This is a genomic window from Streptomyces durocortorensis, assembly GCF_016901035.1.
Taxonomy (GTDB): Bacteria; Actinomycetota; Actinomycetes; order Streptomycetales; family Streptomycetaceae; genus Streptomyces; species Streptomyces durocortorensis.
Map to the genome: position 1 here is coordinate 1 of NZ_JAFEUF010000194.1, position 13,460 is coordinate 13,460.

1 protein-coding gene is annotated in these 13,460 nt (G+C 75.5%); it reads right to left on the reverse strand.

Annotation, left to right across the window (positions count from 1 at the left end):
* The coding region (locus JS521_RS27195) for a lonely Cys domain-containing protein (RefSeq protein ID WP_205085607.1) at positions 1 to 13,460 on the reverse strand (13,460 nt) is incomplete at both ends.

Genomic DNA, 13,460 nt, shown 5'->3' on the forward strand with positions numbered 1-13,460 from the left:
CGGGGGGGCGGGGGGGGGGGGGGGGGGCGCGTGGGGCTGCGGCTCGTACGCCCCGTCGTGTCCGTCCCACAGGGCGCGGAAGGCCGCCCAGGTGTCCTCCTCGGCCCGGGGGTTGGCGCCCCAGTGGTGTACGGCCCTCGGGTCGGGCCCGTACAGCTCCTGGAGGAGCGGCAGCAGCGTCGGCTCGTTGCGCCGGACCCACTTCGCGCCGTTGTTGCGGGGGTGACCGGTGTAGGGGTCGGTGCCGGTGTTCGTGCCGAGGTAGGCGTTGGTGAGCTGGGCGAAGTACTCGAACTCGTCGCGCGCCGAGTAGTTGCGCCGGGTGCCGGAGCTGTCGTACAGCGGTCCGTCGGGCCAGGCACCGAAGCTGCCCGCCAGCACCTTGTCGTGGAATGCCTCGGTGATGAGCCGGCGCTGCTCGTCGGTGAGGCCGTGGCGGTGGAGGGCGTGCGCGAACTCGTGGGTCGCGGCGGAGTAGCCGTCGGCGTACAGCCCGGACCCGGGTACGGCCGTGGTGTCGCCCAGCAGGTTCTCCTCGCCGACGGCGGCCAGTCCGCCGGCCTCGACACCGCGCAGGATGTCGTAGGGGCGCGCGTTCTCGTCCGTCTCACCGCGCAGGAGGCCGAACGCGTCGAGCGAGGTCGTCGCGGCGTCCTTGGGGACCACGATCAGCCGCGCGCCCTCGTTCAGCATGCGCCCCCCCACGGCGGGCGAGCGCAGCATCCGGGCCACCTGCGCCCGCGCCTCGATGCCGGAGGAGACGGGGAGGTCCACGCCGGGCGGTACGTCGACCATCAGGAGGGCGGCGGTCCGGGCGAACTCGTCGGCGGGCAGGGTCCGGCGCAGCCCGGCGGTGAGGGCCGGGTCGGCGGCCAGGGCCTCGCGGTCGGCGGACGACAGGGGCAGCAGCCGGGAGGTGCGCTCGTCCTCGGTCATCGCGGCCAGCCCGGCGGCCAGTTCGGTGCGTTCGGCGACGGGCAGGCCGCGGCGCGGAGCGGGCGTCGGCGTCGCGGCGGCCGGCGGGGCCGTGGCGGTGGCCGTCGCCGACGTCTCGGGCGGCGGGGCGGGCAGGGGCTGTCCGCGCAGCCGCCCGGCGCGGGTCGGACGGGCGGGCGCGGAGGAGACGGTGGTGCGCAGGGACGGCCCGTCACCGAGCCCTTCGGCACGGCGGCCGGTCGCCAGCGCGTCCGTGAGGGCGGGCAGATCCTCCCACGCCTGGGTGTGGCGGCGCGCCTGCTCGCCCAACTCGTCCCGTACGTCGACCAGTTCGGCTTCGATGCCGTCGACCTGGCCCTGGATCGTGTCGCGTACGCCGGTCGCCCGGCGCAGCCCGGTCTCCGCCTCCCGGAAGACGCGGGCGGCATCGGCGACGGCCGTCTCGGCGCGGCGGAGGTTCCCGGCGAGGGTGGTCTCCCGGGCGACGGCCCGCTCCAGGCGGGTCCGCAGCCCGTCCGCCTCCTCGCGGGCGGTCTCCGCCGTGTCCAGGTCCTCCGCGCGCCGCTGGTGCAGTGCGCGGCCCCGGTCCCGGAGCGCGTCGGCCTGTTCGATCGCCGCGTCCAGGGCGTCCTGCCCGTCCGGGGACGCCGGGTCGGCGTCCGGAGCGGCGGCGACGAGCTCTTCGAGCCGGGCCACCTCGGCCCGCGCCCGCTGCCACCGGGCGTGGAGTCCGCGCTCCTCGTCGGCGGTGTCGTCGTAGCGGGCCTGTGCTTCCCGGGCCTCGGTGTCGAGCCGGGTGATCTCGTCCCGGGCCTCGGTGATCCGGCCCCGCAGCGTGGTGAGTTCCGTCCTTACCGTCGCGGCGTCGTGGCGGGCGGCCGTGTGGGCGCGGTCGGCGTCCCGGTGTGCGGTGGTGGCGGTGTCCACGGCCCGGTCGGCGGTGTCCAGCGCGGCGAGCGCGCCGGGCTGCCGGCGGGTGAGCCGCCCCTCGCGGTACCGGGCGGCCGCCTCGGCCCGTACGGCGGTGAGGTGGACGCCGATGGTGTCCGCCACGTTCTGCCAGGCCTCGTCGGTGGCGGCCGTGGTGTCGGCGAGCGAGCCGTCGGCGGCGAAGGGCCAGATCCGGAGCCCCTGGCCGGTGCGGATGACCAGTTCGACCGGCTTCCCGGCCCGGGCGGCCGTGAGCGAGCCGACGAACAGGGCGCGGGCCAGCCGGGTGCCGTCCGGGTCGGGGCCGAGCGCGAGCCACAGCTCGGCCGACGCGTCCTGCTCGTCGATGGCGTCCGCCAGCACGTCCGGCAGGTCGGTGACCGGGTGCTGGGCCCAGTCGCGCAGGTCGTCCGCTCCCTGGTCGGCCAGGATCGCGGGCAGGTCGTAGATCCGGGGGCCCGGTCGCGCCGGGGTGACGCCGAAGCCGAGGACGTCGCGTTCCCACAGGCGGGTGGTGGAGCTGCCGGTCACGTACCGGACGCCGTCGGGGCCGTCGACCTCGATGACGGTGTCGACCAGGGTCTCGTAGGTGCGGGGGATGCGCCGGTCGTCCGGATCGCTGGTCGCGCCGGTCCGCAGCCTGCTGAAGGAGAAGGCGGAGGCGTTGCCGCCCGAGGAGAGGGCGTGGGGCTGCTGCGCCGCCAGCGGGAAGGTCACTCCGAGCACCTGGCTCTTGCCGTCGGCAAGGTTGTAGGAGCCCTGCTGGTTGAGGACGAAGGAGCCGGCGGCGGACGAGGCCACGGCCGCGGTGCGGTTCTGCCGCCGCACCCGGTCGACGGCGACGTCGCCCGCCTCGGTGACCGGTCGCGGGTTGTGCAGGGAGATCCTCAGGGACGGTGCGGTGCCGGCGCTCTCGACCGGCCAGCTACCGGGCATCCTGTCGGTCAGGCCCGACGCCGAGCGGGAGGGGTCGAGGCTGATCTCGCCTGCCTGGACCAGCTCGGCGAGGCGGGCGGCCACGGCCTCCGCCGAGGCGTTGGCGGGCAGGCCCCACGAGGCGGCCATGCGCGGATCGACGTCGTACAGCGCCTGCATCAGCTGCGGGGCGGCGTTGTAGTCGTACACCGGTGTCGGGCCGGTGGTCTCCAGCCGGACGCCCTGCGGGAAGGGGGTGGTCCCCTGGGCCGCCGCGTCGGTGGCCGTGAGCAGCAGCGGGTCGGCCCCGAGCAACGCGGGTGCCCGGGGCCCCTCGTGCTGCTTGGGCCGGTCGGCCTCGGAGGCGACGAACCGCAGGGCCGTCGCGGCGGGTACGGAGGCGCGGCTGACCGGGCGGCCGCGCAGCAGGCGACCGGCCCAGCTGCGGACCCGCTGCGCCACGTCCCCTTCCAGGCCGGAGAGGTTGAGCAGGCCGGACTGGAAGAGGGCGCCGGGGATGTTGGCGGGCCACTGCCATACGGCCTGGGAGCGGACGGTGGCGGTGTAGCGGTAGTCGACGGCGAAGTCGGCGACGCTGCCCGAACGGGTCCAGAAGCGGTCCTCCGTGGCCACTTCGGAACGGGCCGTACGGGCCCGGGTCTCGGCCACCGCCAGGGACGGGCCGGCGCGGTCCGTCCAGCTGGTCGCGCCGGGGCGCGGATAGCGGGAGACCGGGTTGACCGTGCCCTGACGGGTGGTGGTGGTCCCGGAGGTGGTCACCCTGGACTGCGGGGTGTGGGTGTCGACGTGTTCCAGTCCGGTGCCCGCGCCCGCCCTGCGCCCGCGCAGGCCGCGCAGGGCGGGCGTCTGGAGCATCGGTTCGGCGGTCAGGGCGACCTCGACCAGGCGTGCCCCGCCGTAGGCGACGTGGAGGAAGTGGAAGCGCACCTGTCCGCCGGGGCCGCGTCCGGGCAGGGCGCGCAGCGCGGCGGGTTCGGTGACCCGGGCGATCTCGGTGGCCACGCCCGGCAGGTAGGAGGCGTGGCCGGGCCGGAGGGCGCCGGGCGCCTCGCTGTCCACCAGGGCCGTCAGCTCCTGGCGCATCCGGTCGCGGCGCTCCCGGCGGTTGGCCGTGTCGTCGAGCTGGGTGACCGTCAGGACGGTCGCCTTGCCCAGCTGCCGGGTCCGGGCGTACCGGTCGGGCAGCGGGACGTCGAGCGGGTTCAGGGTCAGCGCGGGGATGCCGGGCATGCCCTGGAACCAGGCCGCCAGTTGGGCCACGGCCTGGGCGGGGGCGAGGTACGTGACGGCGCGCGGCAGGTCGATGGCGACCGTGACCGGGGCGTAGGGGCCGAGGCCGACGGTGTTCCCCGCGACGTTGCGCACGCCCCAGCGGACGGTCAGCAGCAGCGTCAGGTCGTTGCCGATCCAGAGGGTGTCGCCGCTGTGCTCCGTGGCATGGGTGATCTTCGTGCCGGAGCCCACGGTGGCGGTGTCGTCGGTGCGGCGGGACTGGGAGTAGCGGCCGCCCGGGTTGGCCTGGTGGACCAGCAGCTCGGGCGGGGTCGGGGCCGCCTGCAACGCCGTGACCTGGAGGTTGCCCTGGTGGTTGACGCCGACGCCGCGCTGCCGGCCGGAGGTGTCGCCGCTCAGGACGTCCTGCTCCGAGTAGAGCGATTCGGAGCCCAGGTTGCGGGGGTTGGAGAGGTAGCCGGTGACCTCCAGCATCATGACCTGGTCGGCCGCCATACCGGGCAGCGTCAGCCCCTCCACCACATAGGCGCCGCCCAGGATCTGCGGGGCCCTGGAGATGAGCTGGCCGGGCCTGATCGCGTCCTGCCGGGCCTCGGCCGCCAGGGTGCCCCGGTCGTTCAGGGAGGCGCCCGCCACGGCGACGGAGGTCCACTTGTAGGTCGCCGCCGCCCCGTCCGTGGACGTCTTGGCCGCCCAGACCACCGGTGCGGCGGCCCAGTTGACGGCCGAGCCCGCCCGGTTGACGGCACCGGACAGGCCCGCCGGGAGCGCTTCCTTCATCGCGGAGCCCCGCCGTGCCGTCTCCGTGGCCAGCCCGGACAGCGTCGTGGAGGCGCGCTGGACGGCCCGCCCGACGCGGCCCCGGCCCGGACTGCCCGGGTAGGTGCCCGCGACGATTCTCCGCAGGGCCGTCATCAGCGCGCTGGTGCCCCGGAAGGTGTCGACGATGGCGCCTTCGGGGAGCCTGGTCAGGCCGGGCAGCGGACGGCCGCGGTCGTCGACCAGGGCGAGACGCCGCTGGTCGTCCCTCGGGCCGCCGTCGGTGACGGGCTGCCGGATCACATGTCCCGGAGCGGGTGCGGGGGCCGGGGCGGGGACGCGGGTGCGGTAGTGCGGCACCAGCAGCCGGACGCTCCCCGGCACGGTGGGCGTGGCGGCGGCCCCGATCTGCATCTCCAGGTCGTCCTCCGCCTCCGGCTCCGCCTCGGGCCGCGCCGGGTTCCCGTCGGCGTCGGTCTCGGCGAACCGGACGAGCGGGTCCTCGCCGGTGCCCTCGTACAGGTCGAGGCCCAGCCGGGCGGGCACCTCGAAGAGTTCGCTGCCGTTGCGGGTGGTCATGGTGAACTGGTCGTAGCCGACCTGGCCGGCGGTCGAGGAGGCGTCGGTGAGCTGCCGGGTGCCGAGGTAGTCCGGGGCCGTGTTCAGTCCCCAGGAGCCCTGGTCGATGGGGGCGTTGAGGCCGCCTCCGCCGCCGAGGGCGCCGCTCAGCGCGGTGCCCCGCTGGCGGGCGCCGCCCGACTCGTACGAGCTGGAGCCGACGTGCAGCACGTCGGGCAGGCGGCGGGTGTGGACGGCGGGCCGGGTGGTGTCCCGGGCGGCGGAGAAGACCAGTTGCACACGACGGGTGCCGGAGACCGCGTTCGGCCGCTCGAACCAGACCGACTCCCCGCCGTCCACGGCGTCCGGCGCCGACGAGGCGAGGCCGTAGGTCGAGCGCATCTGCCGCAGCCGCCGCAGGTTCTCCAACTGGGCGACCACGAGCGGCTCGTCCAGCCGGAACACCGCCGACCTGCTCCGGTGTCGGACGGGCGGCAGGAACCCCTCCCTGCGCAGCCAGGCCTCCGCGGCGGTGAACAGCGGGTCCGCCCCGTCCACCTTCAGCGGCGTCTCGGTGTACCCGATGCTTTCCAGGTTCTCCAGGTGCTCGGGGAGTTCGCGCAGTTCCGCCGGGGCCGGGCGGTGGCCCGCCATGGTGGCGCGCTGGGCGATCCGAAGCCGCAGGCCGTCCGTCCACGGGCCGAAGGTGGAGCTGACCAGGCCGCCGCCGGCCCGGTGCAGCGTCGCGGTGTAGGCGACCCGGCCGCTGGTCAGCAGGTGGCTGCTCTTGGTGCGGAGCCCGTGCATGAGCGTGGCGCTGCTGACGTTGCTGAGCTGGTCGGTCAGCTGCCAGTTGACGGCGGCCTTGCCCATGAGGTTGCCGCCGAAGGACGAGGCGGCGGCCGGGTGGCCGGGGGTGTGGTCGGTGGTGAACGCCGGCCCGCCCGCCGCCTCGACGCCCATACCGCTGGTGAGCTTCGCCGACTTGTCCACGCTGGACGCGTGGGAGAACCAGGTCTCCAGCGTGGACCTGCCGTCGGCGCTCTTGCGCATCGGCCGTCCCGGTTCGATCACCGCGGTCAGTTCCAGGACGCCGACCGCGTTGCCGTCGCCGTCCAGGAGGGTCGGCGAGAACACCCCGCCGTCGCGCTGGAGGTGCGGCGTGCCCTGGAGCATGCGCTGCGAGAGGAAGTTCTCCAGCGCCCGCTCCGAGTCCTCGTCGAGGTCCCGCAGCGCCGCGAACGTGTCGTCCTGGAGCAGTTCGGTCAGCAGGCGGCGCGGTTCGGCGACGCTGTCGCCGCCCCACAGCGGCAGGTCGTCCACGTCGCCGGGCTCCGGAAGCGCGGTGGTGTCGTCGCCGTCGAAGGCGAGGTGCTCGTGGAACCAGATGGTGAGGGCGCCGTGCGACTGCTCGGCCTGCCAGTTGTCGGTCTCACCCTCGCGAGGCGTGTCGACCTGGATCTGCCACCGCCCGTCCACGTCCATCGGGTGCGCGGGCTCCTCGGCCTGCTGCTTGCTCGTGACCAGGAAGGTCTCGCCGACGGTGACGGACTGGGTGAGCTGGTTGTGCGTCGCGGACACGTTGACGGTGCTGTCCCACCAGCGCAGCGCCCCGGCGCGGTCGTCCGGGAAGATCCCGCTCCACGGCACCGAGCCGGTGCGGATGTTGCCCGAGCCCTCGACGTGCGAGGTGGACTGCCCGCCGCCGGCCCGGGCCTCGACGCCCATGTCCGGGAGGGGCGGCGGGCGCCCGCCGGTGTCGCCGCCGTACTTCGTGGACCGTACGGGGTCGGCGTAGGAGAGGCGTACGTCCACCGTCCGGTCGCGGCCGCCGTGCCGGAGCGTGATCCGGTATCCCTGGCGGCTGCGCAGGTACGGGCGGTTCAGCTCGATCTCCTCGGCGCTCAGCACGTCCTGGAGCCGGGTCAGCAGCCGCTGTCCGCCGGTGGTCTCCGGGTCGGCGCCGAGGGCCTCGACGATGCTCCGGTGCAGTCCGTCCAGGACGGTTTCGGGGGTCGGCTCGTGGAGGACGAGGCCGACGTGCCCGTCGTGGCGTCGGCCGTGGTCGCGGATGTACTGCGAGAGCGGGGCGGGCGCGGCCGCGGTGGACGAGGTCGCCACCGCCGTGGACGACTCGGTCCCGGGGGCCCGTCCGGTGAACGTGTGGAGGGGGCCCTGCTGGGCGGAGGTACCGGGCAGGGCGGCGGGGCGCCGGGTCTGCCAGTGGTCGGGCCGGGCGGCCGTCCCCTCGGTCAGGACGATCGCGTTCCGGCCGTTCACCGGATGCGGGACGAGGGCGCTGGGCAGCTCGGACAGCAGGGTCGTGCGCGCCGTTCCCGCCCGCCCGGCGATGTGCTGCGCGAGGCTGCCGGGGTTGGTGTGGGAGCCGATCACCAGGAGCGGGGCGCGCAGGGCGATCTGCTGGTGGACCCGGTCGTGGCGGAGCAGGGCGGCGATCTCGCTGCCCGGCACCCAGCGGCTGGAGCCGTCGGTCCACGGCATGGCGACATGGCCGTTGGTGCTGTCCGCGGTGAGCACGTACGCCGTGGCGGCCGATCCCTTGGGGGCGTCCGGCCACGGCGCCGGGTGCGGGGTGGCGCCGTCCGGGCCGCCGTCGGGCGAGACGAGGTACCCCTCGGTCGCGATGTCCCCGGTGACGGTCCCGCGGGTCCAGTTGCGGCCGGTCGGCACGCCGTCGGCCGTCAGCAGGGTGCTGTCGTCGAGAGCGCCGTGCCGTACGAGGTCCCACGCGGCGAGTTCCGTCGGGTCCGCGGGGTCGAACCCGGTGACCGCCGCACCGGCCATCAGCCACAGCAGCCGGTCGCCCGCCTCGTCCGGGGTCGGTGCGGCGGAGCCGGGCAGGTGGAGCGCCTTCTTCGCCAGGGCGACGGGGTCGGTCACCGACCGCAGGGCCTCGGCGCCCTTGACCGCGCCCCACACCAGCCGGCTCACGTCCGCACGGGAGACCGCGCCCGCGTCCGGCAGCCGCAGCACGTCGGCGGCGAGCGCGGCCAGATCCCGCCCGGCCAGGCGCTTCAGCGCCCAGTCCAGCGACGGCATGGGCGTGTACTGGTGCAGCGTCAGCCGCCCGGCGGCGGCCTCCTCCCTCTTCCCGGCGGCGTCGAGCAGGACCCGCCGGACGTCGTCCCGGGACGGCGGGTCGTTGCTGGTGCGCTGGTGGCGGGCGTGCGTGACCAGGTGCAGGTGGTGGAGGGTGAACGGGCCCAGGACGCGCAGATGCGGGTCGGCCCGGCGCATGTTCTCCAGGGCGCCGATCCCTCTCAGCAGCGCCTCGAACCGGCCGTCCGACGCCACGTCGGCGCCGAACGACCGCCGCAGGGCCTTCACGAGGCGCAGCGTGGTGTCGAGGACGTCGGCCGGGACCGGCCCGTCCCCGGTGTGCAGGTGCGCGGTACGCGCCAGCGCCGCGAGCCCGGCCGGGCCCGGTTCGGGGAGCAGCAGGCTGCGCACGCCCTGCTCGCCCGAGGGGCTCGCCAGCGCACCCGCCTTCGGGGTCGCCCCGCGCATCAGCACATGGACGCGGTCCACCGCCATGACCCCGGCACCGCTGCCGTTGGCCACGCCCTGCGCGTACGAGGTGGTACCGAGGGTGTCGAAGACGTACGGGGGCTCGCCCGCGTCCGACAGATAGGGCAGGTCCTCCGCCGTGGCGTCGGCCCAGCACGAGCCGAGGTCGATGACGGCGTTCGGGCCGAGCTTGCGCATGCTGGGCCGGCGGCGGATGTAGCGGCCGGTCTCCTCTCCGCCCACCTGGACCGGCGGACTGCCGTCGGCCACCTCCATCACCCCGCGCAGCGGCTGTCCGTGCTGCGCGAAGTGATAGACCGGCCGCCCGTTCTCCAGCAGCGCGGCCGGTTCGCCGAGCGCCCCTTCCGACACCGGGTCGAACTGGACGAACTCGGTGATCTCCGCCATGGATTCGAGCATCGGCTCGTTCGTGACCAGGTCCGGGTCGGACATGGTGACGCGGCCGATGGACCGGCCGTCGTCGCCGATCGTCCGCGTCTTGAGGGCCGGGTCGGGGAGGATCGTGCCGTTCAGCGCGGTCACGAAGCCTTCGTCGGCGACTCCGCCGGGGCCCAGGTCGTCGGCGTCGCTGCCGAACCATCCGCCCAGGGGCAGGCCTTCGGACCGCCGGTTCTCCACGACGATCCGCTCGACGCCGGTGGCGGGGTCGGTGACCAGACCGACCTGACCGCTGTGCGCCCAGACGCCGTCGCGGCCCGTCCGGAACGCGAGGGTTCGGGGCAGGGCGAGGCCCTGGTCGCCACCGTGGGCGAGCACGAGGACGACGGGCGTGTCCGCCGGGAGTCCGACGACGCCGGGGTCATGGGCCACCAGCTCCACGAACTCCCGCCAGGGCACCTGGACCTGTCCCTGCCCCCACGGCAGCATGACGTGATCGTGTCCACCGTCGGCCACCACGACGTACGCGCCGGTACCGGCGTCCCACAGGGGATCGAGCGGGCCCTGGAACTGGCCGTTCCGGCGCTGCCACACCTGGGTGGTGTCCACCGGCCCGACGGGTCGCCCGGTGAGGTTCAGCCCCTGGTAGGCGCCGTTCGCCGCCATGATGTGGCGCCCGTGGTCCAGCGCCCCGCCGGTCGCCAGGTGGTAGGCGCCGAGCGCGTCGACGCTCGACGACCATCCGGCGGCCATCGCGTTCTCCACCGTGACGAGGAGCCGGTCCCGCTGCCCCGCCGAGACCTCGGAGTCTGCGGGCAGGTGCAGCACGCGCCGGGTCAGGCCGTCGATGTCCGGCGTGGCGCCGGGCTCCTCCAGCAGGGCCAGCCGCTCCAGTTCGGCGGCGGCGTACGACTGGTCCGACGCGGGGGCGCCGCCCGGCAGCCGTGGAGGCAGGCCGAGTTCACGCCGTACCCGGGCGGCCAGTTCCGTACCCGACACCGCGTCCGCACCGTGTACGGCGAGGTGCTGGGCCACCTGCCGTACGGCGTCGAGGTGGTCGCCGCGCGCGTGGCGGGAGTCGGCGAGCACGGGGTGCAGCTCCAGCGGCAGCACCAGCGATGTCGCCCGTCGCCACGCCTCGGCCGGATCGGTGCCGGCCGGCACGCCGGTGCCCCGGAGCGCGTCGAGCGCGAAGTTCTCGTGGGCGGCGCTCCAGGTGCGGCGGGAGGCGCGCGCCGCGATACCGTCGAGCGCCGCGGACCAGGGGCCCGGCCGGTCCATCAGCAGGCGCACCCGCTGGACCGGGTCGGTGATCCCGCTGTCCTCGAAGCGCACGGAGCCGTTGAGCTGGGCCTCCAGCGCGGGGCCCTGGTCCGGAGTGACCCCGGCGGCGGCCAGCTCCTCCGGAGTGACGAGGGCGTCGGGCGCGGGGCGCGGCGGGTCGGTCGGCAGGTCGTCGGCGGTCACCAGGGCGGCCGTGAGCCGCCGTTCGGCGGCCGTCCGGGACACGCGCGGCACGATCGACGCGACGGCGGCGTCGTGGGCGGCGTCCGCGCCGAGGTCGCGCAGCCGGTCCAGGGCGGCGTCGAGCCGCCGCTGCGCCGTGCTCAGGTCCTGCCAGGCGTCGTACAGCCGCGCGGTGTCGTCGGTGCCGCCCCGGCCGCTGGTCACCCGCGCGTCGAGCGTCGAGACGGTGCGGGCCGCCCGGCCGAAGGCGGCGACGGCGTCCTCGTGCTCGCGGCGGGCAGCGTCCACGGCATCGTCGACTGCCGCGCTGCCGGGGAAGTCCAGCAGGACCGGCTCGCCGGCGGACGCGGTCTCCTGGTCCGTGCTCCGGCCCTTGCCCTTGCCCGCTCCCGGGGTGGGCCCCCGGCCGTCGCCCCGGCCCTCGGTGGCGAGGGGAACGGCGGCGGGCGGGGTCTCCTCGACGCCCTGCGCGATGGCCTCCTGCCGGGCAGCCGGCCGAACGTCCGCGTCGGAGTCCGTGGCGGATGCCGGGGTCCGGGACGGCGTTCCGGTCTCCGTCGGCGCGGCGGAGGTGGTGCGGAAGGGGACGGCCGCCCGGACCGGGGCCTCGGGGTCCACGCTGCCGGGAGTCGGTGTTCGCAGGGCCTGCGCCGGGTTGTCGATGCCGCTCGGGGGCCGGGTGCCCCGCGCGGTGAGCGGGTGGTCGGCCACGGCGGCGCTGGTGACGACGGACTCGACCGCCTGGAGGAAGTGCTGCGGAACGGCCGGGCCGGGCGTACCGGTGCCCGTGTCGCTCTGCCGCACCAGTCGGCGCAGGAGTGCCTCGGCCGCCGGGCCCCGGTCCGGTATGCCTGCGTAGCCCAGCAGTTGCTGGAGCACCGCCGCGTCGTCGCGGGTCCGCCACTCCGCCGCTTCCTCCGGGGAGGTGGCCGGATCGGTGCTGTGCAGCCGCCAGTTGAGGTGGTCGGAGCCCTCCGGCTCGGCGGTCCGGCTCAGTTCGACGGCCTCGGCGTGGTCGGGCGCGGCCGTGAGCGTGACGTCGAGGTGGAGCTGGTCGCCCGAGCCCGGGAGCTGGAGACCGTGGTTCAGGTGGGTGTCCAGGAGCGTACGCATCCGCTCCTGGAGGGCGTTCAGTTCGGCCGGCGAGAACCCCTCCCCCGTCCGGACCGGCAGGTGGAGCGAGACGTTGCTCAGCCAGCGGCCGTCGTCGGCCTGGATGCGCTGGACCCAGGCCCGTACGGGGGTCTCCGGGCCGTCGAGCGGCGTCGTGTCCGCCGGGGCGCGGCCGGCATCGGACGGCGGGTCGATCCGTACGGCGGTGGCGGGGGCGTCGGTCCGCCCCGAACGCCACTGCTCGGGCCGCACGGGATCGGCCACCGGCACGGCGGACTCGGGCGTGGGACCGGCGGAGAGGCCTGTCCCGGTCTCGGCTCCCAGGTCCCCGGTGGTCTCGTCGGTGACCCCACCGGTGGAGAGGTCCGAGGAGGTGCGTACGGCCTCCGGCGCGGCCGGGGCCTCCTCGGGCCCGGTCGTGTTCCGTCCGCCGCCGGGGGTGCGGGCAGTGTCGTCGGAACCGGTGCCCCGGGGCTGCGGAGGAGCCGGGCTCTCCGTGCCGTCGGCCGTTTCCTGCCCGGCCTCCGCGTCCGCCTGGCCGGCCTCCTGCCCACCCGGCAGGACGTCGGCGTCGCCGGGCTCGGCCGGGCCGTTCTGGGAAGGCTGCTGCGAGGAGTTCCCCGTACCGGAGTTCCCCTGCTGTGTGCCCTGGTTCCCGGCTGCGGGCGCGGGGGTGTTCGATCCTGCCGAGGTGGCGACGGGGGTGGGCGGAGCCACGGCGTCGGCGTCCGCATCGGCCTGGTTCGGCACGCCGTCCGTCCGCTGGTGCGCGGTGTCGTCGAGCCCCGGCTGCCCGCCGGTGCTCCGGCCGCCCGTGCCGCGTCCGGGGGCCTCCTGACCGGTGCCGTCGTCCTGCCGCTCGCCCTGTACACCGTCCGCGTCCGTGTCGGCAGAGACGTCGTCGGAAAAGTTGGCACTGCCCGTGCCGTTCGAGCCGCCGATGGTGCTCGGGTCCGGTGCGGAGGACGAACCCTTGGGCCCGCCAAGGTTGTTGGGGAGGTCGTTCGTCGACCCCGACATGTCCGGAGACGTACCCGGCAGGAGGTCGGGCGCCAGCTCCGGCGACAGCTCGGGGGTGAGCTCCGGTGTGGTCTCCGGAGTCAGGTCGTACGAGGTGAGGTCGGTGTTCGTCCCGGTCCCGGACGTGCGCCCCGACGCCGGCGGGGGCGTCAGCGGCGTGCTGTCGGACAGGGACGAGGACGGCAGCGTGGACGGCGTGGACGAGGACGAGGGCAACGACGATGTGGGCGGCGGAAGTTGGGGAAGGGACGACCCGCTCGTACCGGTGATGCCGTTCGATCCCGTGACGCCGCCGGCCCCGATGACGCCGTTCGTACCGACCACGCTGTTGGGCCCGACGACGTTGCCGGGGTTGAGGAGGCTGTTCGGGCCGGTGAGGCCGTTCGGGCCGCTGGTGTTGCGCGGGGAGAAGTCGGTGGGGCGGGTCAGCGCGTCGGATCCCGCCTTCGGCAGGGTGTTCACGCCGGCCGGCGGCGACACGGCCGGCGGGGGCGTGTACGTGGTCGGCGGCAGGGTGCCGATCCCGCTGCCCGGACCGTTCGGCAGGTCGGCCGAGACCGTGTTGGGGTAGGGGGTCGCGG